This window comes from Roseobacter cerasinus (assembly GCF_009811755.1).
Lineage (GTDB): Bacteria > Pseudomonadota > Alphaproteobacteria > Rhodobacterales > Rhodobacteraceae > Roseobacter > Roseobacter cerasinus.
Genome location: NZ_BLIV01000005.1, coordinates 172,934 through 198,888, shown reverse-complemented (window position 1 = coordinate 198,888; position 25,955 = coordinate 172,934). Strand labels below are relative to the sequence as shown.

Below are 25,955 nucleotides of genomic sequence, written 5' to 3'. Positions count from 1 at the left end.
GCCTCAGCCGCTACCAGTGCGAACGCGCGACGGCAGCACTTTTTGAGCGGATGGCGCGGATCCGTCAACGCCGCTGACCTTTTTCCTTGCAAACCTGCGCGCGGCCCGCTTAGCTTTGCGTCTGTTGACACCCGCTCGCCGTTCTACGCCGCATCGAACGCCGGGCTAACGGGGCGTTTTGGTACCGCGGCGGATCTGATGGCATGGAGATTGCGTTTCGCCTGAACGGAGAAACAGTGGCGCTGCACGATGTGGCGCCCACGGTGACGCTGCTCGACTGGCTGCGGGACGCGCGTGGGCTGACCGGCACCAAGGAAGGCTGCAACGAAGGCGACTGCGGGGCCTGCACGGTCATGGTCACTGACGACGACGGCGCCAAGGCGCTGAACGCCTGCATCCTGTTTCTGCCGCAACTCAATGGCAAGGCGGTGCGCACGGTCGAGGGAATCGCCGCGCCTGACGGCACGCTGCATCCCGTTCAACAGGCCATGATCGACCATCACGGCAGCCAATGCGGGTTTTGCACGCCGGGCTTCATCGTGTCCATGGCCACGGCCCACCTCAACGGCGCCACCGACCATGACACGCAACTCGCCGGCAACCTGTGCCGTTGCACCGGCTACGCCCCGATCATCCGCGCGGCCGAAGCAGCAGCGGAGCAGCCCGTTCCAGATCATCTGCAGGAGACACTGTTTCTTCTGGCCAAAAATATCCCCGGGGGAGACGCCGCAGGCGGCGGGGGCGGGCAGCCCCCTCTTTGGGTGCAGCCTGAAACGATAGCCGAACTGGCCAAATGGTACGCCGCCAATCCGCAAGGAACGCTGATCGCAGGCGCCACCGATGTCGGGCTCTGGGTCACCAAGGCGTTTCGAGATTTGGGGCCGGTTGCCTTTCTGAACCAATGCGCTGATCTCAAGGGGATCAGCAAAACAGATGAAGGGTGGCGCATCGGTGCCATGACGACGCTGACGGAGTTGGAAGAGAGTATGGCGCCGCACCATCCGTCTTTTGCCGCGCTGATGCGGCGCTATGGATCCGTTCAGGTGCGCAATGCGGCCACAATCGGCGGCAACATTGCCAATGGCTCACCCATCGGCGATGGATCGCCTGCGCTGATCGCACTGGGGGCCCGGCTGCATCTGCGCCGTGGCGACGCGCGCCGCGAGATGGCGCTGGAAGACTTTTTTCTGGGCTACGGAAAGCAGGACCGCGCGCCGGGGGAGTTTGTCGAAGCCATCACCGTGCCGGACCAGCCGGACCGGCTGCGCTGTTACAAGCTGTCGAAGCGGTTTGATCAAGACATCTCGGCGGTCTGCGGCTGCCTCACGATCACGGTGGAGGCTGGGCAGGTCACCCGGGCGCGGCTGGCCTACGGCGGGATGGCCGGAACACCCAAGCGTGCTGGGCACGCAGAAGCTGCGCTGGTCGGCCAGCCGTGGGACGAGGAGACCGTGCGGTCCGCGATGGCTGCGCTGGGCGAGGATTTTGCACCGCTGTCCGACATGCGCGCCAGTGCCGCCTACCGGATGGAAACCGCCCGGAACATGCTGCTGCGCTATTGGTATGCGGATCAGGGCGAGGCGGTAGACGCGTTGGAGATTGCGCCATGAGTGTCGCAAAACCTCTGCCGCATGATGCCGCCGCGCTGCATGTCACCGGGGCGGCGCGTTACGTGGATGATATTCCGCTGCCCAAAGGCGCCTTGCACTTGGCGTTTGGGCTGTCTGAGGTCGCGTCGGGCGTTCTGACGCATATGGATCTGGACGCGGTGCGAAGTGCGCCAGGCGTACAGGCCGTGCTGACGGCGGAGGATCTGCCGTTTGATAACGACGTCTCGCCATCGATCCATGACGAGCCGCTTTTGGCAACGGGAACCGTGCACTATGTGGGCCAGCCGCTCTTTGTCGTTGCGGCCACCTCGCATTTGGCGGCGCGGCGTGCCGCGCGTCTGGGCCGGATCGAGATCGCGGAGACAGCGCCGATCCTGACCATCGAGGATGCACTTGCGCAGAACAGCCGGTTCGAAGACGGTCCGCGCGTCTATGGGCGCGGCGACGTCGAGGCCAGCATTGCGGGCGCACCGCACCAGATCAGCGGCCAGCTTCACGTGGGCGGACAGGAGCACTTCTACCTCGAAGGGCAGGCGGCGCTGGCGCTGCCGCAAGAGGGGGGCGATATGGTGGTGATGAGTTCCACCCAGCACCCGACCGAGATCCAGCACAAGGTGGCTGAGGCGTTAGGGGTGCCGATGCACAGCGTGCGCGTCGAGACGCGGCGCATGGGCGGTGGTTTTGGCGGCAAGGAGAGCCAGGGCAACGCGCTTGCGGTCGCTTGCGCGGTTGTGGCGCGCGCCACGGGGCGCCCGTGCCGCATGCGTTATGACCGTGACGATGACATGGTGATCACCGGCAAGCGGCATGACTTTCGCATCGACTATACGGTGGGGTTTGATGATGACGGGGCTGTGCTGGGCATCGATTTTACCCATTATGCCCGCTGCGGCTGGGCGCAGGACTTGTCGTTGCCGGTGGCGGATCGCGCGATGTTGCACGCGGACAATGCTTACTTTTTGCCTGCGGTGCGCATCACCAGTCATCGGTTGAAGACCAACACGCAGAGTGCGACGGCCTTTCGCGGCTTTGGCGGGCCGCAGGGGATGTTGGGAGTGGAACGGGTGATGGACCATATCGCTCAACATCTGCGATGCGATCCTTTGGCCGTGCGACGCCGGAATTTTTATGCCTCCGGCGGGGATATTTCTGGCCAGAAGAAACGCAATGTCACGCCCTATGGGCAGGAGGTGGAGGATTTTATCCTGCCTGAGATGGTCGACGCGCTGACGGTGTCGAGCGGATACGAGGCGCGGCGCAGGGCTGTGGCGGACTGGAATGCGCAGAATGAGGTTTTGAAGCGCGGGATTGCGCTGACGCCGGTGAAATTCGGTATTTCCTTCACGCTCACGCATCTCAATCAGGCCGGCGCTCTGGTGCATGTGTATCAGGATGGGTCCATTCATCTGAACCATGGTGGAACCGAGATGGGGCAGGGGCTGTTTCAGAAGGTGGCGCAGGTCGCGGCAGACCGGTTTGGGGTCGATCTGGCGCAGGTGAAGATCACAGCCACGGACACCGGCAAGGTGCCCAACACTTCGGCCACGGCGGCGTCCTCGGGCAGCGATTTGAATGGTATGGCCGTGAAAGTGGCCTGTGACACCATTCGGGATCGTATGGCGGACCTGCTGGCGGAGCGTTGTCAGTGCACTGCGGCTCAGGTGGTGTTTCGTGAGGGCCAGGTGCAGGCGGGCGGCGCCAGTTACGGTTTTGCCGAGGTGGCGCAGATGGCCTATCAGGCGCGCGTCAGCCTGTCCTCGACCGGATTTTACAAGACACCCAAGGTCAAATGGGATCGGATCAAGGGGGAGGGGCGTCCGTTTTTCTACTTTGCCTATGGGGCGGCTGTGACGGAGGTGGTGGTTGATACGCTGACCGGGGAAAATCGCATTCTGCGGGCAGATATTCTGCATGATGTGGGGGCCTCGCTGAACCCTAGCCTGGACATCGGCCAGATCGAAGGTGGTTATGTGCAGGGTGCGGGTTGGCTGACGACCGAAGAGCTTGTTTGGGATGATAAGGGACGGCTGCGCACCCATGCGCCGTCGACCTACAAGATCCCGGCCTGTTCCGACCGGCCAGATGTGTTCAACGTGGCACTCTGGGATGGCGAGAACCGCGAGGAGACCATCTACCGCTCCAAGGCGGTGGGTGAGCCGCCGCTGATGCTGGGCATCTCGGCCTATTCCGCGCTCTGTGATGCGGTGCAGGCCTGCGGGCCGGTTTATGCGGATTTGCAGACGCCCGCGACCGCTGAGGCGGTGCTGGCCGCTATAGGGCGTGCGCGGGGATGAGCGCGATCTTTGTGGAGATCGCCGCCACGCGCGGCTCTGTCCCGCGGGAGGTGGGCACAGCGATGAAGGTCACGCGTGAGCGGAGCTTTGGCACAATCGGGGGCGGCGCTCTGGAGCTTGAGGCGATCCAGCATGCGCGCGCCATGCTGGAGGCGGATGGGGAAGACACGCGCACCCTGCCGCTTGGCCCCGGGTTGGGGCAGTGCTGCGGCGGGTCGGTGACTTTGCGGTTCACGCGCACGCCGTTGGAGGTGGACCAGCCCGCACCGCCCGCCGATGCCTTGGCGCCGCCGGAGGGCGCGCCGGAGCTGTGGCTCTGGGGTGCGGGTCATGTGGGTCGGGCTGTGGTGGCCGCTTGTCCGGCGCGCAGTTTCAACATCACCTGGGTTGATGATGATGCCGCCCGTTTTCCAGAGACGCCGAGAGTTGGCGTGACGGTGATCACCGCTCGGGATATGCCGCGCTTGGTAGCCAGCGCGCCGCGCGGGGCGCATCATTTGATTTTTACCTATGCCCATGACATCGATCTTGCGCTCTGCGTAGCCTTGCTGGAAAGCGGCTTTGCCTCTTGCGGGTTGATCGGATCTGAGACGAAATGGGCGCGGTTTCGGAAACGCCTGAGCGCCGCAGGGCTTGACCCCGATCGAATCACCTGCCCCATTGGTGACACGTCGCGCGGCAAGCGCCCCGATGCGATTGCGGCTGGCGTCGTCGAGGCGCTGCTTTTGGAGACCAAGGCCCCCGTATGACCCCTCTGTTGTCTTTGACCGGCTTGACCAAGGCCTACCCCGGCGTGGTTGCGAACGATGATGTGTCGTTGCAGATCGCACCGGGGGAGGTGCATGCGCTGCTGGGCGAAAATGGTGCGGGGAAATCCACGCTGGTCAAGATGATCTATGGGTTGGTCAAGCCGAATCAGGGCGAGATGCGGATGCGTGGCACCCCCTTTGCGCCGTCAGAGCCACGTGCGGCGCGGGCGGCGGGCGTAGGCATGGTGTTCCAGCATTTCTCGCTCTTCGATGCGCTCAGCGTGGCCGAGAACATCGCGCTCGGCATGGAGAACGCGCCGCGCCTGCGGGATCTGTCGCGGCGGATCAAGGAGGTGTCGGACACCTACGGGTTGCCGCTGGCACCGGACCGGATTGTGGGCGACCTCTCCGCTGGAGAGCGCCAGCGGGTCGAGATCATTCGCTGTCTGCTGCAGGATCCGAAGCTTTTGATTATGGATGAACCCACATCCGTGCTGACCCCGCAGGAGGTGGAGATCCTGTTTCAAACCCTGCGCAAGCTGAGCGGGGAGGGTACGGCGATCCTCTATATCTCGCATAAGTTGGAGGAGATCCGCGCGCTGTGTGACACGGCCACGATCCTGCGGTTGGGCAAGGTGGTGGGCACCTGCGTGCCGCGCGAGACCACGGCGCGGGATATGGCCGAGATGATGGTGGGCAAGGTGCTCTCGACGCCGACGCGCTCCGGTGTGGCGCCGGGCGAGGTGGTCCTGGCGCTTGAAGGGCTGTCGCTGCCCTCTCCGTCGGCCTTTGGGATGCCCTTGCGCGAGGTTGCGCTTGAGCTGCGGCGGGGCGAGATCCTTGGCATCGGCGGTGTGGCGGGCAATGGGCAGGATGAGCTTCTGGGCGCGCTTTCGGGCGAGCGGCGCGCGCCGCCCGGTATGATCCGGTTCAAAGGGCAGGAGATCGGGGCGCTTGGCCCAAATAATCGGCGCGCGATGGGGCTTTTGGCGGCCCCGGAGGAACGGTTGGGCCATGCGGCGGCCCCTGACATGTCGCTGACCGAGAATGCCATGCTGACGGGGGCGGTGCGCGAGGGGTTGGAGCGAGGGGGTTTTTTGAATTGGAGCGCTGCGCGCGGCTTTGCCGAGCGCATCATTCACAGTTTTGATGTGCGCACGCCGGGGACGGGGACTGCAGCGCGCGCCTTGTCCGGGGGGAACCTGCAGAAGTTTGTGATTGGTCGCGAGGTGCTGCAGCGGCCAGAGGTTCTGGTGGTGAACCAGCCGACCTGGGGGGTGGACGCATCAGCAGCTGCGGCAATCCGGCAGGCGCTCTTGGATCTTGCTGAAGCCGGCGCGGCCGTGATCTTGATCAGCCAGGATCTCGATGAGCTGATGGAGATTGCCGACCGCTTTGCCGCGCTGAATGAGGGCCGTTTGTCGGTGCCGCAACCGACCGCTGGCCTCGATGTCGAGCAGATCGGTTTGATGATGGGTGGTGCGCACGGGATGGAGGTCGCGCATGTTTAGATCGGACGCGCCAGAAACTTTCTTGCCTTCGGCGAGGATATTTTTGGCCAAGAGAAGCGGGAGGTCGGTCTGTGGTGCGGCTTGAGAAACGCGCGCAGCCAAGTCAGACGTTCGCCTATCTGACGCCGCTTCTGGCCGTGCTGGCGACGTTTCTCTTTGGCGGGCTGCTGTTCGCGGCGCTGGGAAAGGATCCGGTGCAGTCGATCCTGACAATTTTCTGGGAGCCGCTCTTTGGCGAGTTCGCCTTCTACTACCGTCCGCAGTTGCTGATCAAGGGGGCGCCGCTGGTGTTGATCGCCATTGGGCTGAGTCTCGGCTTCAAGGCGGGCATCTGGAACATCGGGGCTGAGGGGCAGTACATCATGGGCGCGCTCTTTGGAGCGGGGTTTGGTTTGGCATTTTACCCTGCTGAGAGCGTGTTGATTTTTCCCGGCATGATGTTGGCCGGGGCTTTCGGGGGCTGGATCTGGGCGATGATCCCCGGCATTCTGAAGGTGCGGTTTGGCACCAATGAAATCCTGGTCTCGTTGATGCTGGTCTATGTGGCCGAGCAGTTTCTGGCATCGATGTCTTTGGGGTTGCTGAAAAACCCTGAAGGGTTCGGCTTCCCCGGCAGCCGCAATCTGCAACAATATGACAGCGCCCATAACGCTGAGATCATTGCGGGCACAGGCATGCATTGGGGCGTTGTGGCGGCGCTGATCGCGGTGATCTTTGCCTATGTTTTGCTGGCACGTCACCGGTTGGGCTTTGCCGTGCGGGTCACGGGGGAGGCGCCGCGCGCGGCGCGGTTTGCCGGTGTGAACCCCGGCCGTCTGATCCTGTTCTGCCTTGGCACATCTGGTTTGCTTGCGGGACTTGCGGGGCTCTTCGAGGTGGCCGGGCCCGCCGGTCAGGTCAGTATCGATTTCAACGTGGGCTATGGGTTCACGGCGATCATCGTGGCCTTTCTGGGCCGGTTGCATCCCATCGGCATCGTGCTGGCAGGGCTTTTGATGGCGCTCACTTACATCGGCGGCGACATCGCGCAGAGCCAGCTTGGCCTGCCCGCCGCGGCCATTCAGGTGTTTCAGGGTATGCTGCTCTTCTTCCTGCTCGCGCTGGATCTGTTCACCAACTACCGGCTGCGCGTGGGCCGGGTGGAGGCCGCCTGATGGATCTTGGCGCAATCAATCCCATCCTTCTGATTGCAGCACTGATGAGTGCGGCGACCCCGATCCTGTTGGCCGCAACTGGCGAGTTGGTGGCGGAGCGCGCGGGCGTGCTCAACCTCGGTGTTGAGGGGATGATGATCGTGGGTGCCATTTGTGGCTTTGCCATCGCGGTTGAGACAGGCTCGCCGCTCACCGGCTTTGTCGCGGCAGCCGCTGGCGGCGCGGTGCTGAGCCTGCTCTTCGCGCTGCTGACGCAGGTTGCTCTGGCCAATCAGGTGGCGTCAGGGCTTGCGCTGACGCTTTTCGGGCTGGGCCTTTCGGCGCTGCTGGGGCAGGGGTATGTGGGGATCAAACCGCCGCGTATGGGGGATGTATCCTTTGGCCCGCTGGCGGAGATCCCGGTGCTTGGACCGACCCTTTTCTCACATGATCCCATCGTCTACGTGGGGCTTTTGCTAGTGGCGGGCACCTGGGCCGTGCTCCGCTTCACGCGGGCGGGTCTGATCCTGCGGGCCGTGGGGGAAAACCACGACGCCGCCCATGCGCTTGGCTACAAGGTGGTGCGCATCCGCACGCTCGCCATCATGTTTGGTGGGGCCTGCGCGGGCTTGGGTGGCGCCTACATCAGCCTTATCCGGGTGCCGCAATGGACCGAGGGCATGACCGCCGGTGTGGGGTGGATCGCGCTCGCGCTGGTGGTCTTTGCCAGCTGGAAGCCCTGGCGCGTTTTGCTGGGTGCCTATCTTTTTGGCGGGATCACCCAGCTGCAGCTCAATCTGCAAGGCGCGGGCGTTGCCATTCCCGTCGAATATCTGGCAATGTCGCCGTATATCATCACCATCGTTGTGCTTGTGATCCTCTCTGCGGACAAAAGCGCAGCGCCCGCCTCTCTGGGCCGGACATTCCACGCCTCAAACTAGGGGCCAAACAACGCCTCACATAAGGGGCGGTTCAATATGGGGAAGACCTGACTATGAAACTCACAACCCTTTTGGCCGGGGCCGCGATGGCGCTTGGCCTGGCCACCAGCGCCCTTGCGGATGGCCATGAAAAGACCAAGGTCGGCTTTGTCTTTGTCGGCCCGATCGGTGACGGCGGCTGGACCTATGAGCACAACAAGGGCCGCCTGATGGTCGAGGAACAGTTGGGCGATGCGGTGGAAACCGTCTTTGTCGAGAATGTCGCCGAAGGCCCCGACAGTGAGCGTGTGATGACACAGATGGCCTTGGACGGTGCCGATCTGATCTTCACCACCTCCTTTGGCTATATGGACCCGACGATCAACATCGCCAAGAAATTCCCGGATGTGAAATTCGAACATGCGACGGGTTACAAGCGCGCGGACAACGTCTCGACCTATTCCGCGCGCTTCTACGAAGGCCGTGCGATCCAGGGCCATATCGCGGGCAAGATGACCAAGTCGAACATCATCGGCTACATCGCCTCCTACCCGATCCCCGAAGTGATCCGAGGCATCAATGCCGCCTACATCCATGCAGCCAAGGTGAACCCGGATGTGGAGTTCAAGATCATCTGGGCCTACACGTGGTTCGACCCGGCCAAAGAGGCTGACGCCGCGCGCGCACTGATCGAACAGGGTGCTGACGTGGTGCTGCAACACACCGACTCCACCGCCCCGCAGGCGGCGGCGCAGGAGGCGGGCAATGTGGTCACCTTTGGCCAGGCCTCTGACATGGCGCAATATGGGCCGTTCCCGCGCGTGTCCTCCATCATTGACGAATGGGGTCCCTACTACGTGGCGCGCACCAAGGCCGTGATGGACGGCACCTGGGAGAGCATGGACACCTGGGATGGCATCGGCGCTGGCATGGTCGGCATTGGCGAGATCACCGATGCGGTGCCTGCAGATGTCAAGGAAGAGGCGCTGGCCATGAAGGCGGCCATCGCGGATGGCTCCTACCATCCCTTCACCGGCCCGATCAAAAAGCAGGACGGCAGCGACTGGCTGGCAGAGGGTGAAGTGGCCGATGATGGCACGCTGGCGGGCATGAGCTTCTATGTCGAAGGTCTGACCGGCGAGATCCCGCAGTAACGCGTCTGATAGACCACAGGATAGAGGCCTCGGACCGTTTCCGGGGCCTTTTCTTTTGGGCGCCCGTTTTCACGCTGAGGTTTCACTGAATTGAGGAGTTTCTGGTCACGGGTCCAAACCGGTGACGGTGACCACTGCCTTCATGGGAAAGTGGTCGGAGCCGATGTTCTCCAGCCGCCCGAAAGAGACCAGCCCAACGCCTTGGGTCACATAGAGCTGATCAATTGGGAACCGCATGATCCACGAATTGGCGTCAAAGCTGGGTAGCATGCCGCGCCCCACGCGCGGATCCATGAAATCACCGTAGTGTTTGAAACGTTCTGCCGTCCAGGACCAGGCCACATCGTTGAAATCGCCCATGGCCACGACCGGCAGGATGGTACTGTCGGCCAGCAGGGCGGCGCGCTTGATCTGTGCGTCTCGCGCCTCGGTGTCGACACCGGGCACGGGCGGCTGTGGATGCAGGCCGACGAAGAAGAAATCCCCCGTAGGCGCCGTCAACTGCGCCAGCACCGCCGGTGTGTCATCGTCGCTGAGGAAGACCATCTCGGCCCGCGTGGACGGCAGGCGTGTCGCAAAGACCGCGCCGTAGTAGTTCGACAAAGGATGGCGCAGAACCGTCTCGTAGCGGGCCAGTTGATCATCCAATGCGTCTACCCAGGTCTGATCCGTCTCCATCAGGAACAGCACGTCCGGATCTTCCCGGTCGATCAGCGCGCGCAAGCGGTTGTGGTCGGTGTTCTCCATCAACACGTTGACCGACAGGATAGAGACCTGCTCGGCCTCGGGTGTCTTTGTTGCCAGCGCGACCTCCTGCGCCGCAAGCGGTGTGTAGGGAAAAATGCGGTAACCTTGATAGAGCGCCGCAGCAAGCAGAGCCAGTGCAGCGAGCCGTGTCGCACCAAGCGCAAGGTAAAGCCCAAGCCCAGACGCCAAAAGGGCCACGAGCGCGATGTGCAGACGCGGGAAATCCCATCCGCGGATCCACCACAGTTGGCTGCTGGTCATGGGCGCAATCGTGGTGAAGGCGACGGCTGCCGCCAGAAGCCAGAAGAGGGCAGAGAAGAAATAGAACATGGTCTGGACGCTCGACTGACTTTCGATGCTGCAGCAGGCCCCTGACCCGCTGCAATGTCAACCCGATCAGACGCGTCGAGTTCCGTGAAAACTTTGCTATCTGTCGGGCGCCATATCGACTGGTGGGACCACCACAACAGTGCGGCCATCCACTTGCGTCACCTGCCAACCGGTGGTGTCACGTTGATGGTGTGTCAGCGTGCGGCAAATCGGGTCGGGGGGAGAACAGAGCGTCAGCGCCGGGCCGCCCAACTGGCGCATCCGAAAGATCAGCGCCTCGTCCGATTGCAGCCCCGCGCTGCGCCCCACAGCGCTTTGCGCCGGGTGCCCAAAGATGTGGACAGGTCCGGAGGTTGCGGCCAGCGCGGTTTGCAGCGTCCGGGTCTGTTCCAGCCAGGGATGAAAGCTGGCATAGCGTTGATGCGCCACAACTCCATACGCAACCGCGACCATGCTGGCCAAAACCAGCCCAAGCGCGCCCAGTGGACCGGGGCGCGCTGCAAAGATCTGGGCGGCCCGCAGACATATCAACGCCCAGAAGACCCAGACAAAGAGCAAGGCGCGCGGCGGCACCTCGATTCCCAGTTTGGCAGCCTGCAGCGCGATCAGGCCGATGCCGGTCAGCAACCCTGCGCCAAGATAGGCCAGCTCCAGCGGTGCGCGCCGCAGCATCAGCAGCAATGCGGCCACAAACCCCATGGCCTGTACCAGCAAAAGCTGCGGCGAGCCGAGGCTCATCCGATCAAGGAACGTAGCAAAGGTGGCCTCAATCCAGTGCAGGTTCTGCCACAGCCCCGGCAGGCCCGTCGCAGGCTGCGCCTCTCTCCATGGTGCCAGCGGCACGCCAAAGACGCCATGGACATGCCAGTTCAGCGCATAGGTGACCGCGACAGCAGCGGCGAAACTGGCCGCGAAGAGGATCAGCACCGCGCAGAGATCGGCAACAGACCGGTGACGCGTTCCAGCCAGGCAGAGCGCGAGCAGGAGCAGCGGATAAGTGGTATAGGCCATCAGGGCGGGCAGCGTGAAGACCGGCAGCAGCCACCGCGCGGTCCGCTGCTCTGCCCGGCAGGTGATCAGGCCATAGGCTGCGACCACCGCAAGCCCGGGCAGCAGCGTGTTGAACCATGAAGAAATCATCGTTGCAGGCGGTGCGACGAGGATCAGCGCGGCCAGGACTGAGGCGAAAACGGTGCTCGGGGTGTCGCGCGTAGCAGAAAGCGCCAGCGCGGTGGCAAGGGTCGCCCAGCAGAGCTGATAGGCTGCAAAGTTCAGCCAGGCCGGTGTCTGCAGACCGCGCAGATGCCAGATGTAGTTCAGCCAGCGCCCCTCATGCAGCGTTTTGCTCCAGAACAGATCTCCCTCGCCGAAAAGGGCGGGGAAGTCATCATGCCGGATCATCGGATCCGCCAGGTTTGGCAAGGAAATCAAACCGACGACGGCGAGAGCAACCCAAAACACAGGCGGGATGCGCCGGGCCGCAACCGGCATGTGCCCCGTGATCTCTGTGACAGCCATGCCCCTAACCTTGGATGCGCGGAGGGCTCAGGCGGATGTGACGGCTCCGCAGCGTTGCATGCAGCTGCGCCAGCCCTGTCACCAAGGGCTCCGGCAGCGGCGCAAGTACTGCACAGCGCAGCCGCCATGCCACGTCTCCACCGTTTGCGAGGGTGCGGTTTGTGGGCACTTCATGGCGCAGGATCTGGTCTGGCAGCCCCGCGTGCCCGGCGTCATTCACGTAGAGCGTCGCGTTGTAGCGATACCACGGTGCCACGGTCCGATCCGCCTGCAGGGCGGGGCGAATGGCGTCATAGGCCCGATACCCCCGCGCGGCGAACAGCGCCTGCCAGTAGGACAGTGGTTGTTCGTTGATGTGGCATTCGCCGCCCTGACCCACCACCGCCGCCGAGAACAGCACACGATCTGCCGCTGCGGTCAGGCTGTGCACAAGCGTCTCTGCCGCAGAGGGCGGAAGATGCTCTCCGACTTCGAGGCTCTGCGCCAGCGCAAAACGGCGGTCCGTCGGCACCGGGGTTGTGAGGTCAGCGGGCCGGAAGCAGTCGCGCGGGATCTCCAACAGGTCCGGGTCGACATAGCCGCCGTCGACCCCAAGAATATCCCGTGCCCCGGCGCGGCGCCACTCGTCCAGCCAGACCCCGCGCCCACAGCCCAGATCCAGCACGCTCTCCGGGCGCAAAAGGGGAAACAGCAAGGCGGTGAAACGCCGGGCCGACGCGCGGGCGCTGGCGTCGATATAGTCAAAGAAGCGGTCGTCATAGATGTGGCTCATGACAGCCTCTCATGGCCCTGCGGCGGCGCGTAAACCCAAAGGCGCATGAGCAGATAGTTCTGCACGGGCAAGATCACGGTCACCACTGCGGCTACGGCCCAGTCGGGCACCGCAAAAAGCGGGCCAAGCCAGCCCGTCACACCGGCGGAGGTGACAAAGCCGCAACTCACCATCACGCCGAACCGGATAAGCTGTGCTAAATCCTGCAAGCGCCGACCAAAGGTGAAGCAGGTCTGGCCTACGTATTGCAGACAGATCGCGAGACCGAATGCGAGGGCGTTGGCTATCACACGAGGCAGATCCAACGCGAGGAAAGCCAGATAGAGCAGCAGGTAGCTCAGCGCCACCAACACGCCGATAATCGCAAAGCGCTGCATTCGCATCACGCCGACTTTCTGAGCGGACGTGCAGCGGGAGTGTCGCGCAGCTCTTCACTGACAAAATAGAGCGGGCGGTTCTTCGCTTCGATGTAGAGGCGCCCGATGTATTCACCCATGATACCCAGCGTCAGCAATTGCACGCCCGAGAAGAAGCTGATCGCCAGCACAACGGACGCCCACCCCGCCACCGCCTGGTGGAAAATCAGGGACCACGCCACATAGACGGCCATAAAGGCGCTGACCCCGAGCGTTGCAAAGGCAAGCCGGGTCGCCAACCGGAGCGGCTTGGTAGAAAAAGATGTCATGGCGTCGGCGGCAAAGCGGATCATGCTGCGCAGCGGGTACTTCGTTTCACCCGAATGACGTGGCGCACGGCTGTATTCAATGCCGATCTGGCGAAACCCGGCCCAGGCGAACATTCCGCGGATGAAGCGCGCACGCTCGGGCATGGCCAGGACCGCATCCAGCGTCTTGCGGTTGACCAGGCGGAAATCGCCGGTGTCCTGAGGGATCGCCACATCCGACATGGCGTTGAGCACGCGATAGAAGACATGGGCTGTCGCGCGTTTGAACAGGCTGTCACCCCGCCGCTCGATCCGGCGCCCGTAGACCACGTCATAGCCCTGGTCCATTAACCGCATCATGTCAGATAGGAGTTCGGGCGGGTCCTGCAGATCTGCGTCGAGCATCATGATCCGCGCGCCCCGGGCCGCTTCCAGCCCGGCGGTCAGCGCAATCTGATGCCCCCTGTTGGTGGACAGCCGGATGCCGACAACAAAAGGGCAGAGCAGCCGCGCGTCCTGGATCGTCTCCCATGTGTCATCGGTCGAGCCGTCATCGACGAGGATGATTTCCGATTGGTCTCGCCAGGGCGTCAGCGCAGCGGACAGCCTGTCAATCAGCGCCAGAATGGCATCCTGCTCGTTCCTGCAGGGAACGACGATCGAAAGATACATGCTCCGGCCCCGAGTGTTGCGCATCGGTACGAGATTAGCCGTGCTTTGCGGTGAGAATGTGGCGATTTGGGAGCGAAACTGGGGTGCGCGCCCGCTCTACTGTGGGAGCCGGCCCTAGATCTCCAGTTCGCCGACCAACGCGGCCCAGGACGCCCCATGCATGTCGCGGTCGGCAATAGCGCCCTGCACCGTCGGGCGGGGGAGGGAGAATTTCACCACGTTCAGATCCGGCATATCGAAGCGTTTGACGGTCTGACTGTCCGCATTGAAGGCAGTGGCCACACGCGACGTTTTCAGATCGCGGCTTACCTGTGCGTAGGCCTCCGGGCTGCCGCAGAAGATGTCGATGGTCAGCCAGAAAGGGCCCGCGTTTTTGCTGCGGACCTTGGTGACGAGGGTGCGCAGCTCAGCCAATGTGGGTCACCTCCAGCCGGAAGGCGTCCATAGGGTCGGTCAGATGCATCACGTGATGCAGCGCGAATTCATAGACGGTGCCCTGATGCATGTCGGGCGGAGAGAACAGGAAAGCGAAGGTAGGCTGCTCTTCCTCCTGCGTCAGGGGGTGATGCAGCAGATAGGGGTTCAGGAGCTTGCCTATCTCTGCTGCCTGGTCTTCGGTAGGTGCAGTGATGATCCCGATGACCCCGATTTCCACCGGGTCGGCGTGCCGCGTTTCCAGCATTCCAAAGCTGGCGGAGTGACCCATGAGGCGGATCTCCAGCGTGAACTCCTCCGCCGTGATGTCCATGCGATCGAGAACCTTGGCGGTGCATTTCGTCACGATGTCCTCAGCCCATAGAGCGGCGTTTGCCACGTAACGCGGGTCGCGCAGAAGCGCCATCAAGACCGTGCGGCAGCCCGCAGGCCGTGCACCTTCGAGCTTGACGGTATAGCGGTCGGACGGCACCCATTTTGAGCCTTCAACCCGCACCGACGTCTCATCAAGCGCGGTGTAGCGCGCGCCGGTCACGTCCAGGTGACCCCCCGGTTCATGCAGGATGAACGGGTCGGAGTTTTCATAGAGCATATGCGCCGAAACGGTATGCGGGCTCGCGTGTGCGCCGTCCGCCATCGGTGTGACCGTGAAGCCTGCGTCGTCGAAGTCGATCATGATGACGCCCGACTGCGGGTTGGTGGCACAAAGCGCGCCACACTCACCGATCTTGGCACCGTGCCAAGCGCCGCCCCCGTGACAGCCCTGCATCAGCGGCAGGGCTGCAATGATGGCCGTATCGGTGGTGCGCCCTGCGATGACGATATCGGCACCGGTCTGCAAAGCTGCGCTGATTTGCTCTGCCCCGGCCAGAGCGACGATGTTGGAGCAGGCTTGAATGTCCTGTGCGGTCACGTCGGGGGCGCCGGGAAGCGGGGCGATATTGCCTGCCTCGAAAGATTCAGCGACGCGGCCAATGTCCTGCGAGGACCGCAGCACCGCCACTTTCAGCGATGTGCCTTGCTCTGTGGCGATCTCGCGGGTGATGTCGAGCATCCAGTCCACTGCCGCATCGGTGCCACAGGTGCCCGCAGTGCCAATGACCAACGGCACACCTGCGATGGCTCGGGCCTTCATAAGCCCGGCCCACTCAAGTTTGGTCGAGGCGCGCGCATACTTTGAAACGCCGCGGCCCAGATATGATGGCCCGCTGTCGGTCGAACCGCCATCGACGGCTATGATATCGGGTCTTGCTGCAACCCCGCGAGCAAGTGCTTCAGGATCGTAGTTCAGCCCAAGAGCACCAGAGGGGATCAACACCCGGGTCATAGAGGTCGGACGATCTGCGGGGTGCGGCGAGCCGGGGTGCAGGGGCGCGCGGGCCATGGCCCGCGCGCCCCTGCACCCCGGCTATGCCCGGCAAAGCCGGGCAGGACGGCTGCGCCGTCCATCAGTCGGTCACCGCTTGCGGTTTCTTCAAGATGTTGCGCAGGAACATTGGCGCGACAAACCCCGCGATGGCGGCCACCCAGAGGCCGATGGCGATGGGGCTGGAGAAGAGATAGGTGGGGTCACCGTCTGACAGGGTCATGGCGCGTCGCAGTGCGTCCTCCATGTTCCCGCCCAGCAGGATACCGAGGATCACTGGCACTGTCGGCACGTCCAGCTTGCGCAGGATGTAGCCCAGCACTCCGAAGCCCACCATCAGAAGCAGATCGAAATAGCTGCCCGAGAGCGAATAGATACCAACGAAGGAGATCATCGTGACCCCTGGCAGCAGCACCCAGGCAGGTACCGACAGGATTTTCACGAAGATCTTCACCATCGGCACGTTCATCAAAAGCAGCACCACATTGGCGATCAGCAGCGAGGCGATCAGACCCCAGACCACATCCGCTCGCTCGGTAAAGAGCGTGGGGCCAGGCGTGATGTTCAGCGTCATCAGAAGCGCCAGTAGCACCGCAGTGGTCCCGGACCCCGGCACGCCCAGCGTCAGCATGGGGACCAGAGCACCGCCTGCGGCAGAGTTGTTCCCCGCCTCAGGGGCCGCCACACCCTTGGCCACACCTGTGCCAAAGCCACCCTTCTCACCGGCGATGGATTTCTCCGACATGTAGGCCAGGAAGGAGCCCAGCGAGGCGCCTGCCCCCGGCAGGATGCCCGCGATGAACCCCACAAAAGACGCGCGCAGCATCGTCCATTTGGTGGACATGATGTCCTTCCAGGGGATGCGCACCTTGTCGAGTTTCACGCCAATGGAGGAGCCCTTGCCATGGCTTTCAATGAAGAAGAAGACTTCTGCGATGGCGAAGAGGCCCACAATGGCCACCAGGAAATCGATCCCGTCGAAGAGGTGCAGGTTGCCACCGGTCAGGCGGGGCAGGCCGGAGGAGCTGTCCACCCCGATCATGGCGATACCGAGCCCCATGCAGGCGGCCAGCGCCGCCTTGGCCTGATTGTTCGAGGCCATGCCGCCGAGCGTGCAGAAGGCCAAGAGATAGAGAGCGAAGTACTCCGCCGGGCCGAAGTAGAAGGCCACCCGTGCCAGCGTCGGCGCGAGGAACATCAGGCCCACGGTCGCCAGCAAGGCACCGACGAAGGAGGCGACACCGGAGAGCACCAGCGCATCGCCTGCGCGGCCCTGCTTGGCCATCGGATAGCCGTCCAGCGTGGTCATCAACGCGGGCTCGTCCCCCGGGATGTTCAGCAGGATCGAAGAAATCCGCCCGCCGTACATCGCGCCGTAGTAGACGGAGGTCATCAGTACCAGTGCGGACGTTGCATCGAGCCCGAGTGTAAAGGTGATGGGGATCAGGATCGCCACGCCGTTCGATGGGCCCAGACCGGGCAGCGCGCCGATGATGGTGCCCAGAAAGCAGCCGCAGACCGCGAGGAACAGCGTGAAGGGCGAGAGCGCCACGGAAAACCCGAGCGCGAGATTGGCAAGGATATCCATCTCAATGCCCCCCGACAAATGGAATAAGAATTGCGAACGCATCCCAAAGCTTGGCCGCCGTCGGCACCTTGTAGGCGACGATATTGCCGAGCCCAAGCGCGAATTTGAACAGAACAAACAGCCCCAGGGACAGCCCCACGCCCGCTGCGATGGCAGGTTTCACGTTGGGTGAAATCTGATAACTCAGAATGCCTGCGGCAATCGCTGTGGGCAGGATGAAGCCCAGCGGCGTGATCATCACTGCATAGACACAGAGCACCAGCACCGCGATGGCCATGGCACCCCATGTGCGCGCCACCGGCCAGTTCGGGTCAGGGTCGGGGCGGAACATGATGGTGAGCGAGCAAAGCGCCGCCACGCCGCCGATCATCAGCGGGAAGAGCTTGGGCAGGAATTCACCCGAGAAGAGGTTCGTCTGGATCTGGGTGGCAGCCGCGATATACGCGACCGCCGTGATCAGACAGACCAGACCAAAAATCCGGTCCGAGGCCATTACTGAAGCACTCCCAGCTCTTTGGACATGGCGTTGATATCGGCCACGAGGCCGTCAACATAAGCCTGAAAGTCGCCGCCCACTTTGGTGAAGGGAGCCAGGCCATTGTCGACCATGGCCTGTGCCCAGGCGTCGCTGTCCGCGACCTGCTGCAGCTTGCCGGCCCATGCGTCGAACTGTTCGTCCGAGATGTCCTTGGGCACGTAGAGGCCACGCCAGTTCACCGCGACCACGTCAAAGCCCTGCTCCTTGGCGGTGGGGATGTCGTCAAAGCCCGGCACCCGCTCTTCGGTCAGCACCGCGACCACGCGGATGTCACCGTTGTTCAGGAAGGAGACGATCTCGGACATGTCGCCCGTCATGGCCTGGGTGAAGCCACCCACAGTCTGGGTGATCGCATCCGCGCCACCATCCACGCCGATGTATTTCACCTTCGTGATGTCGGTGAATCCCGCTTCTTTCAGGATCATCAGCGGCTTGAGGTGGTCAAAGCCACCCACGGCGGAGCCACCTGCAAAGGCGACCGAGCCCGGATCGGCTTTGATCGCCTCTACCAGATCGCCAAGGGTTTGATAGTCGCTGTCAGCTGCGACGGCGATCACGCCCGGGTCGGCCCCGATGGCACCCACAAAGCGGACCTGATCCGCTGTCATGCCCGCATAGGCGTTCTGTGCCAGACGCGTGGTTGTGGCCGAGGAGGCCGCGATGATCACATCGCCATCATCCGCACGCTCAGAGACCACGTGGTTGTAGGCCAGACCGCCGCCTGCGCCCGGCATGTTGGTAACCTGCACGGGTTTGTCGACCGCGCCGATGTCATACATGATCTTGCCGATCTGACGGCAGGTGAAATCCCAGCCGCCGCCGGGGTTTGCGGGTGCGATGCATTCCGCCGCCGTGGCGCCACCGGCCACGCCAACAGACAACACGGCACCCGTCATGAGCGCCTTGAAAAAGCGTTTTGTCATTGGTTCCTCCCATTTGACTTGACGAGTTTGCACTCGTTTCGTGTGGTCACATGACTGTAAGAACCTGACACGAACCTGTCACGTCGGAAGATTGAGTGCGCCGAAATGAGATTTTTGCTGGTCGAAGACAACGCCGATCTGGCCCGCGCGCTTGCGGGGCGCTTTGCGGTCGATGGTCATGTGGTCGATCACGCCGGCAATCTGGCGGATGCGGAGCTGGCCACACGCACGGTGGCTTATGATCTGATTTTACTGGATATTATGTTGCCTGACGGGGATGGGCGGGAGTTTTTGCGTCGTCACCGGGGGGCGGACAACCCCACACCGGTGATCGTGCTGACCGCCCGGTCGGAGGTATCGGACCGGGTGGGGCTTTTGGATCTCGGGGCCGATGATTACATCACGAAACCTTTTGATTTTGCCGAGCTAGAGGCGCGCGCCCGCGCCGTGATGCGGCGCCTGGGCGGCGCCGCAGACAACAAAAAGGAATTCGCAGGGCTCATATTCGATTCGAATGCGGGCACAATTACGACAGGGCAGCGTTCCGAACAGTTGCGCAATCGCGAGATGCGTCTGTTGGAGGTGTTCTTTGCGGCACCTGGTCAGATATTCTCCAAGTCGCACCTGATGGACCGGCTGTTTTCCTTTGCCGATGACGTCTCGGAGAATGCGATCGAGGTCTATGTGGGACGCTTGCGCCGCAAGCTGAGCGAGACGCAGGCCACTATCGAGACGGTGCGCGGCTTAGGCTACCGCATGGTGCGCCGCGAATGACCGTTGCGCGCGCGCCAAGTTCCATCCGCCGCCGTCTGGTGGTGCAGCTGGCGCTGGTGGCGGCGTTGCTGTCGGTGGTCTTTTTCCTTGCGCTGCGAGTGGTGGCGGAACGGGCGACCGAGGCCACGCAGGACAATATCCTCGCGGCGTCTGCCACCTCCATCGCCGATGCGGTCTATACGGATGCGGGCGTTGTGCGGGTGGAAATTCCCTATTCCGCGCTCTCGATGCTGGGCACGGTCAGTGAGGATCGGGTCTTCTACCACGTGATCCTCGATGGCGAGACGCTGACCGGCTATGAGGACTTGCCGGTGCCTGAGGCGCGCGGCGCAGGGCGCGATCCGCGCTTTGCCACCTATCTCTATCGGGGCGACACGGTGCGCGCTGTCGTCGTCCAGCGCGCGTTGAATGTTGACCGCCCGCACCGCGTGGACGTTGTTGTGGCGCAGACGCGGCGAGGGCTTGCTGCGATTTCTTCACGTATCACCACCACGGCGACGGCGATTGGCGTGGTGTTCTTTCTTGCGGCCACGGCGCTCAGCACCTTTGCGGCGCAGAATGCGCTGGCGCCGCTGAGCCGCCTCACAGAGGCGGTGCGTCGGCGTGGCCCGCGTGATTTGCGCCCCGTGACGGCCGAGACGCCAACCGAATTGACCCCGCTTGTGGGGGGGCTGAACGGGTTCATCGCACGGTTGCGGTCGGCCCTCACGCGGTCCGAAGACCTGATTGTGGAGGCCGCACACCGGGTGCGCACACCGCTGGCCACCGTGCGCACGCAGGCCGAGATGGTGCATCTGCAGATGGAAAAGCCGGAAAACCGCGCCGCCCTGCGCCAGATGATCCGGGCGGTGGATGAAAGTTCCCGCTCCGCTGGGCAACTGCTCGATCATGCGATGGTCACGCTGCGCTCGGACCAACTGGAAACCGAAGAGATCGATCCGGTTGAGCTGCTGCGCGACGCGGTGGACCGGCTTTCGCCCACGGCGGACCTCAAGGACATCGTGATCACGCTCGATCTGTCCACGACCGAGTTGCGGGTGCAGGGCGATACGATCCTGCTGCAGAACGCGGTACGCAATATGCTCGACAATGCGATCAAATACTCGCCGGCCGACACGGAAATCACCGTGCGGCTTGTCCCCGGCGTCCTTTGCCGCCTGGAGGTCAGCGACCAGGGCCGCGGGTTCCTGGCCGAAGACGTCGCCCGCATGCCCGAACGCTTCTCGCGGGGCTCCAATGTGGAGGATGTGGTGGGGTCCGGTCTTGGTCTCACCATCGTGCGCGACGTGGCCGAAGCTCATGGTGGATCGCTCGAAATCACGCCGAATATGGAAGGACCCGGCGCATGCGTCACACTTGTCTTGCCCTGCTCCTGAGCCTCTGGGCCGTGCTGGCTTGCGCCTTCGAGATCGAGGAAAGCCGCAGCTATCCCGTGCCCGGTGGGTCCGAATTGCGGATTCTGTCCACGGCGGACGCAGATGTGTTCGAGCCGATCATTACCGCGTTTCAGGCCATTTACCCCATTGCGATCACCTATGATGTGGCCAGTTCGGCGCAGGTGATGGCGGGGCTCTATGAGGAAGGGGCGGCGTATGATCTGGCGATTTCTTCGGCGATGGATCTGCAGACCAAGCTGGCCAATGACGGTCTGGCGCAGCGCTATGCCTCGGATGCGACCGCCGCCTTGCCGCCCTGGGCCAAATGGGGGGATCAGGTCTTTGCCTTCACGCAGGAGCCTGCGGTTCTGGTGCTGAACGCGCAGGTCTTCGAGACGCTGGCCGCGCCCAAGAACCGCGAAGGGCTGATCACCCTGCTGCGCGCCCACCCGGAGGTGTTTGATGGCCGGATCGGGACTTATGACATTCGGGTGTCGGGCGCGGGCTACCTCTTTGCCACGCAGGATTCGCGCAACACAGAGAGTTTCTGGCGACTGACGGAGATCATGGGGCGGCTCAACACGCAGCTTTATTGTTGCTCTAGCGAGATGATCGACGCGGTGGCGCGGGGCGAACTGGCGCTGGCCTATAACGTGCTGGGGTCTTATGCACGCGCGCGCCTGACGGATACGCCAGAGGTGCGCATCGTGGAGATGGATGATTTTGTTTCGGTCATGCTGCGCACCGCTCTTATCCCGCAGACTGCGCAGGCGCCGCAGGCCGCGGGGCTGATGATCGATTTCCTCGCGGGGCTGCGACTGCGGCCCGATCTTGTTGCCGCAACAGGCTTGCCGCCGGTGGTGAGCGCTTCTGCCGCAGATGAACGGGTGATCCGCCCGATCCGGCTTGGCCCCGGCTTGCTGGTGTTCCTCGACCGGTTGCGCCGCGACACTTTTCTGCGCAGTTGGGCCAGCTCCATCGAGCAGGACTAACCGATCTGGCTCCTCCGGATCCTTGCGCTGTGCCGCGGCGGCCCGGGTGCAGCCTTGGTCAGATTTGCACCGGCTTGTCCGTATTTGCGTGGTAAGGGCAGGCGACCCAATGGGTGTCGTCGAGCTTTTGCACCGCTGGCGGGGCATCGGCGCAATTGGGCTGCGCAATTGGACAGCGCGTACGAAACACGCAGCCTGAGGGCGGCGACATGGGCGAGGGCAGCTCGCCCTGCAGCACCGGTCGATGGCGCGCGCGTTCCGCTTTGGGGGCGGGGATCGGAACGGAGGCGATGAGAGCTTTCGTATAGGGGTGACGCGGGTTTTCGATGAGCTCCTCTGCCTCGGCAACCTCGACGATCCGGCCCAGATACATCACCGCGATCCGGTGCGAGATATGCCGCACCACGCTCAGATCATGGGCGATGAAGAGCAGCGCCAGCCCCATCTCGCGCTGCAACTCCTGCAGCAGGTTCACCACCTGCGCCTGCACGGAGACATCCAGCGCGCTGACAGGTTCATCACAGACCACCAACTCGGGGTCGGTGATCAGGGCGCGGGCGATGCCGATGCGCTGGCACTGCCCACCCGAAAACTCATGCGGGTAGCGGTTGATCAGCGCAGGCAGCAGGCCGACGCGTTCCATCATCGCGCCGACCTTGCGGTGGATCTCGGCCTTGGAGAGGTTGGGGAAATGGGTGCGCAGCGGTTCAGCGACGATCTGCCCCACGGTCATGCGGGGGTTGAGCGCATCCAGCGGATCCTGAAACACCATCTGCACATGGCGCCCGTGGTTGCGGTGCTGCTCGGCGGTCATGCTGACGATGTCTTTCCCACGCCACAAAACCTGCCCTTCGCTGGCGGGAACCGTGCCGACAATCGCACGCGCCAGTGTGGATTTGCCCGATCCGCTTTCCCCCACGAGCCCCAGCGTTTGCCCCGGTGCCAGCGTCAGCGACGCGCCTCTCACCGCTTGCAGGCGGTGCGGTGCGCTCCAGGGCCAGCCGCCCTGCCGTGTGATGGAGAAGGTGACGCTCAGGTCGCGGATGTCGAGCAGTGGCGCGCTCACGTCACCGCCTCCCGGTCTGCGTGGCAGGCGCGCAGGCGCCTGGCGGCAAACCCGTCCAGTGAGGGCATGATATCCGCGCAAGGACCATGGCGGATCGGGCAGCGTGGGCTGAACGGGCAGCCTGCGGGCAGGGCGGTCAGGTCCGGCGGGTCGCCGGGGATGGTCTGCAGCATCTCCTGCGGCACATCGAGCCGTGGCACCGCGTTCAGCAAGCCCCGCGTGTAGGGGTGGGAGGGTGCCTCAAAGAGGTCATCGGTGGCCCCCATCTCCATCACCCGTCCGCCGTACATCACCAACGTCCGCTGGCAGGACCCTGCGACAATCGCCAGATCATGCGTGATCAGAATGAGTGCGGTGCCGAAGTCGCGCTGGATATCGCCCATCAGGTCCATGATCTGGTTCTGTACGGTCACATCCAGCGCTGTTGTGGGTTCATCGGCGATCAACAGCCTGGGCCGGCAGAGCAGCGCCATGGCGATCATGATCCGCTGCCGCATGCCGCCTGAGAACTCATGCGGGTACATGCGCAGCCGCGCACGGGCATCGGGGATGCGCACGGCGTCGAGCATCTGGGCACTCTCTGTCATCGCATCGCGACGCGACGCTCCTTTGTGCAGCATCAGCACCTCGGCCATCTGCTCGCCCACGCGCAGGTAGGGGTTGAGCGAGGTCATCGGGTCCTGAAAGATCATTGCGATCTGATCGGCGCGAATGGCGTTCAACTGTGCTTCGGGCAGGTTCAGGATCTCCTGCCCGTCAAAGCGGATCGACCCCGCCGCGCGCCCGTTCTTGGCCAGAAGCCCCAGCGTGGCAAAGGCCAGCTGCGTCTTTCCCGAGCCGCTCTCGCCCACGATGGCAAGGCTCTCTCCGGCCTCCAGCGACAGGGTCATGCCGTTCACGGCTTTCACCGTGCCGTCCGGGGTGTCGAAGCTGACCGTCAGGTCTGTGATTTCCAAAAGGCTCATATCTCAGCGATCCTTCGGGTCCAGTGCGTCACGCAGCCCGTCGCCCACAAAGAAGAAACCAAACAGCGTGATCACAAAGAAAAGCAGCGGCCAAGTGAGCATCCACAGCGTGCCATTCGTCATCTCCGCCGCGCCATCATTGATCAGCGCGCCCCAGCTGGTCAGAGGCTCCTGCACGCCGAGGCCCAGGAAACTGATGAAGCTCTCGTAGATGATCATCGAGGGGACCAGCAGTGTGGCATAGACGATCACGACGCCCAGCAGGTTCGGGATGATATGGCGCAGGATGATCGTGAAGGGGCGGACGCCGGTGGCGCGGGCCGCCTCGATATAGGCCTTGCCCTTCAACGTCAGGGTCTGGCCCCGCGCGATCCGCGCCATATCGAGCCAGCTGACCAGCCCGATGCCTACAAAGAGCATGAAAAGCGAGCGGCCAAAGACCACCAGCAGCAGGATCAGCACGAACATATAGGGGATCGACATCAACACATCGACGACGCGCATCATCACATTGTCGATGCGCCCGCCGAAATAGCCCGCAACTGCCCCGTAAAGCGTGCCGACGATGACCGAGATCAGCGCGCCGACGATGCCCACCAGCAGCGAGATCTGCGTGCCCTGCACCGTGCGCGCAAAGAGATCGCGCCCTAGCGCGTCGGTGCCGAACCAATGCCCCGTCTCCAGCGAGGGGCGTCCGCCCGTTTGCACATTGCCAAGGACGTTCCAGTCGATGTCTTCGTTGTTCCAGGGGGCGATGAACGGCCCCATGATGGCGAAACATGCGACGGCGATCAGCACGATCAGGCCCGTCACCGCCGCCCGGTTATGAAAGAACCGTGCGCGCGCATCCGCCCAGAGCGAGCGGCCCTTGAGCGGTGCGGTTGCCAGATCGTCCGCCACGGATTTGGTTGCGAACATGGCCTAGTACCTGATCTTGGGGTCGATCCAGGCGTAGAGCACATCGACCAGCAGGTTGAAGAGAATCGTCAGCGCCCCCAGCAGGATGGTGATGCCCATCATCACGCCGTAGTCGCGGTTGAGCGCGGAGGCGACGAAGAACTGTCCGATGCCCCCGGTGGAGAAATAGATGTCGATCACCACCGAGCCGGTGATCATGCCCACGAAGGCTGGGCCAAGGTAGGAGATCACCGGCAATAGCGCCGGTTTCAGGGCATGGCGCAGGATGACACGCCGCGCAGGCAGCCCCTTGGCGCGGGCGGTGCGGATGTAGTTCGAGGTCAGCACCTCCAGCATCGAGGCTCGGGCGATGCGCGCAATCGACGCCATATAGCTGGTGGAGAGCGCAATCACCGGCAGCACCACAAATTGCCATTGCCCGCCTTGCCAACCGCCGCCCGGCAACCAGCCGAGCCAGAGCGTGAAGGTCAGCACTAGGATCGGGGCCAGCACGAAATTCGGCAGAACCTGCGCGCCGATGGAAACGCCCACGGCGAGATAGTCGAGCCAGGTGTTGTGCCGCACGGCGGCCAGAATGCCAAGCGCGCCGCCAACCAAGACGGCGACGACAAAGCTCCAGAACCCATAGGTCAGCGTGACCGGAAAGCCCTGGGCGATCAGGCTGTTCACATCCTGATCGCGGTAGATGAAGGAGGGGCCAAAATCGAACTCGGTGACCAGCGCCACCAGATAGCGCCAGATCTGGATGTGAAAGGGCTGATCCAGCCCGTATTGCGCCTGAAGGTTGGCAAGCACGGCGGGCGGGATGCCCCGTTCGCTGGCGAAGGGGCTTCCGGGCGCGGCATACATCAGCACGAAGGTGAACACGATTAGGAACAGCAGAACCGGGATCGCGACCAACAGGCGCTTGAGAATATAAAAAGACATGAGGTCAGTCTAA

At 63.3% G+C, this 25,955-nt stretch carries 24 protein-coding genes; 10 read left to right on the top strand and 14 right to left on the bottom strand.

The annotated features are described in order from the left end of the window. Nucleotides 1-203 precede the first annotated feature (203 nt). The 7 genes from xdhA (at nt 204) to So717_RS13995 (ending at nt 9,371) form a co-directional block, all read left to right on the top strand. Nucleotides 204-1,610 carry a xanthine dehydrogenase small subunit gene (xdhA, locus tag So717_RS14025; protein WP_159978351.1) on the top strand — a complete coding sequence of 469 codons (1,407 nt, stop codon included), beginning with the start codon at nt 204-206 and terminating at the stop codon, nt 1,608-1,610. After that, nucleotides 1,607-3,904, top strand: coding sequence for a xanthine dehydrogenase molybdopterin binding subunit (gene xdhB, locus So717_RS14020; protein ID WP_159978349.1), 2,298 nt, complete (start codon nt 1,607-1,609; stop codon nt 3,902-3,904). Before xdhA ends, xdhB begins: the two co-directional genes overlap by 4 nt. After that, on the top strand, nt 3,901-4,653 hold the full coding sequence (xdhC, locus tag So717_RS14015) for a xanthine dehydrogenase accessory protein XdhC (protein WP_159978347.1): 753 nt from the start codon (nt 3,901-3,903) through the stop codon (nt 4,651-4,653). The genes xdhB and xdhC overlap by 4 nt, the downstream gene beginning before the upstream one ends. Further along, a complete protein-coding gene (locus So717_RS14010; RefSeq protein ID WP_159978345.1) occupies nt 4,650-6,164 on the top strand; it encodes an ABC transporter ATP-binding protein in 1,515 nt (504 codons plus the stop codon). Before xdhC ends, So717_RS14010 begins: the two co-directional genes overlap by 4 nt. Nucleotides 6,165-6,235: 71 nt before the next feature. Next, nucleotides 6,236-7,318: an ABC transporter permease gene (locus So717_RS14005; RefSeq protein WP_159978343.1), complete on the top strand. Its 1,083-nt coding sequence runs from the start codon at nt 6,236-6,238 to the stop codon at nt 7,316-7,318. Then, nucleotides 7,318-8,238, top strand: a complete 921-nt coding sequence (locus So717_RS14000; RefSeq protein WP_159978341.1) for an ABC transporter permease — start codon at nt 7,318-7,320, stop codon at nt 8,236-8,238. Before So717_RS14005 ends, So717_RS14000 begins: the two co-directional genes overlap by 1 nt. 53 nt (nt 8,239-8,291) lie before the next feature. Then, on the top strand, nt 8,292-9,371 hold the full coding sequence (locus tag So717_RS13995; protein ID WP_159978339.1) for a BMP family ABC transporter substrate-binding protein: 1,080 nt from the start codon (nt 8,292-8,294) through the stop codon (nt 9,369-9,371). A 105-nt stretch (nt 9,372-9,476) separates the two neighbouring features. On the opposite strand, the gene So717_RS13990 is transcribed toward So717_RS13995, so the two are convergent. The 10 genes from So717_RS13990 to So717_RS13945 form a co-directional block, all read right to left on the bottom strand. Continuing rightward, a complete protein-coding gene (locus tag So717_RS13990) occupies nt 9,477-10,448 on the bottom strand; it encodes an endonuclease/exonuclease/phosphatase family protein (protein ID WP_159978337.1) in 972 nt (323 codons plus the stop codon). A gap of 96 nt (nt 10,449-10,544) precedes the next feature. Then, complete coding sequence (locus So717_RS13985) at nt 10,545-11,966, bottom strand: hypothetical protein (protein ID WP_159978335.1); 1,422 nt, start codon at nt 11,964-11,966, stop codon at nt 10,545-10,547. A gap of 4 nt (nt 11,967-11,970) precedes the next feature. Continuing rightward, the gene (locus tag So717_RS13980; protein ID WP_159978333.1) at nt 11,971-12,738 is read right to left on the bottom strand and encodes a methyltransferase domain-containing protein; all 768 of its coding nucleotides are present in this window, start codon (nt 12,736-12,738) and stop codon (nt 11,971-11,973) included. Then, on the bottom strand, nt 12,735-13,121 hold the full coding sequence (locus So717_RS13975) for a GtrA family protein (RefSeq protein WP_159978331.1): 387 nt from the start codon (nt 13,119-13,121) through the stop codon (nt 12,735-12,737). The genes So717_RS13980 and So717_RS13975 overlap by 4 nt, the downstream gene beginning before the upstream one ends. Beyond that, nucleotides 13,121-14,074, bottom strand: coding sequence for a glycosyltransferase family 2 protein (locus tag So717_RS13970; RefSeq protein WP_159978329.1), 954 nt, complete (start codon nt 14,072-14,074; stop codon nt 13,121-13,123). The genes So717_RS13975 and So717_RS13970 overlap by 1 nt, the downstream gene beginning before the upstream one ends. Before the next feature lie 114 nt (nt 14,075-14,188). Then, nucleotides 14,189-14,488: a DUF4387 family protein gene (locus So717_RS13965; RefSeq protein WP_159978327.1), complete on the bottom strand. Its 300-nt coding sequence runs from the start codon at nt 14,486-14,488 to the stop codon at nt 14,189-14,191. Continuing rightward, a complete protein-coding gene (locus So717_RS13960; protein WP_238840938.1) occupies nt 14,481-15,893 on the bottom strand; it encodes an acyclic terpene utilization AtuA family protein in 1,413 nt (470 codons plus the stop codon). The genes So717_RS13965 and So717_RS13960 overlap by 8 nt, the downstream gene beginning before the upstream one ends. Nucleotides 15,894-15,957: 64 nt before the next feature. Continuing rightward, nucleotides 15,958-17,463, bottom strand: coding sequence for a tripartite tricarboxylate transporter permease (locus So717_RS13955; RefSeq protein WP_159978325.1), 1,506 nt, complete (start codon nt 17,461-17,463; stop codon nt 15,958-15,960). A 1-nt stretch (nt 17,464) separates the two neighbouring features. After that, nucleotides 17,465-17,956 carry a tripartite tricarboxylate transporter TctB family protein gene (locus So717_RS13950; RefSeq protein WP_159978323.1) on the bottom strand — a complete coding sequence of 164 codons (492 nt, stop codon included), beginning with the start codon at nt 17,954-17,956 and terminating at the stop codon, nt 17,465-17,467. Then, nucleotides 17,956-18,924, bottom strand: coding sequence for a Bug family tripartite tricarboxylate transporter substrate binding protein (locus So717_RS13945; protein ID WP_159978321.1), 969 nt, complete (start codon nt 18,922-18,924; stop codon nt 17,956-17,958). The genes So717_RS13950 and So717_RS13945 overlap by 1 nt, the downstream gene beginning before the upstream one ends. Before the next feature lie 105 nt (nt 18,925-19,029). On the opposite strand from So717_RS13945, the gene So717_RS13940 reads away from it, so the two are divergent. From So717_RS13940 to So717_RS13930, 3 genes are read left to right on the top strand one after another with little or no spacing between them, the layout of a single operon-like run. Continuing rightward, on the top strand, nt 19,030-19,698 hold the full coding sequence (locus So717_RS13940) for a response regulator transcription factor (protein WP_159978319.1): 669 nt from the start codon (nt 19,030-19,032) through the stop codon (nt 19,696-19,698). Then, nucleotides 19,695-21,074, top strand: coding sequence for a sensor histidine kinase (locus tag So717_RS13935; protein WP_159978317.1), 1,380 nt, complete (start codon nt 19,695-19,697; stop codon nt 21,072-21,074). The genes So717_RS13940 and So717_RS13935 overlap by 4 nt, the downstream gene beginning before the upstream one ends. Next, a complete protein-coding gene (locus So717_RS13930) occupies nt 21,044-22,066 on the top strand; it encodes an ABC transporter substrate-binding protein (RefSeq protein ID WP_159978315.1) in 1,023 nt (340 codons plus the stop codon). Before So717_RS13935 ends, So717_RS13930 begins: the two co-directional genes overlap by 31 nt. Nucleotides 22,067-22,124: 58 nt before the next feature. Here So717_RS13930 and So717_RS13925 read toward each other — a convergent pair whose 3' ends face one another. The 4 genes from So717_RS13925 to oppB are packed head-to-tail and all read right to left on the bottom strand — an operon-like array spanning nt 22,125 to nt 25,942. Next, nucleotides 22,125-23,132 (bottom strand): oligopeptide/dipeptide ABC transporter ATP-binding protein, encoded by a 1,008-nt coding sequence (locus So717_RS13925; protein ID WP_159978313.1) that lies wholly within the window; start codon nt 23,130-23,132, stop codon nt 22,125-22,127. Continuing rightward, nucleotides 23,129-24,097, bottom strand: coding sequence for an oligopeptide/dipeptide ABC transporter ATP-binding protein (locus So717_RS13920; protein WP_159978311.1), 969 nt, complete (start codon nt 24,095-24,097; stop codon nt 23,129-23,131). Before So717_RS13920 ends, So717_RS13925 begins: the two co-directional genes overlap by 4 nt. Before the next feature lie 3 nt (nt 24,098-24,100). Continuing rightward, a complete protein-coding gene (locus tag So717_RS13915; RefSeq protein ID WP_159978309.1) occupies nt 24,101-25,015 on the bottom strand; it encodes an ABC transporter permease subunit in 915 nt (304 codons plus the stop codon). Between the two features lie 3 nt (nt 25,016-25,018). Next, a complete protein-coding gene (oppB, locus tag So717_RS13910; RefSeq protein ID WP_159978307.1) occupies nt 25,019-25,942 on the bottom strand; it encodes an oligopeptide ABC transporter permease OppB in 924 nt (307 codons plus the stop codon). Nucleotides 25,943-25,955: the final 13 nt, after the last annotated feature.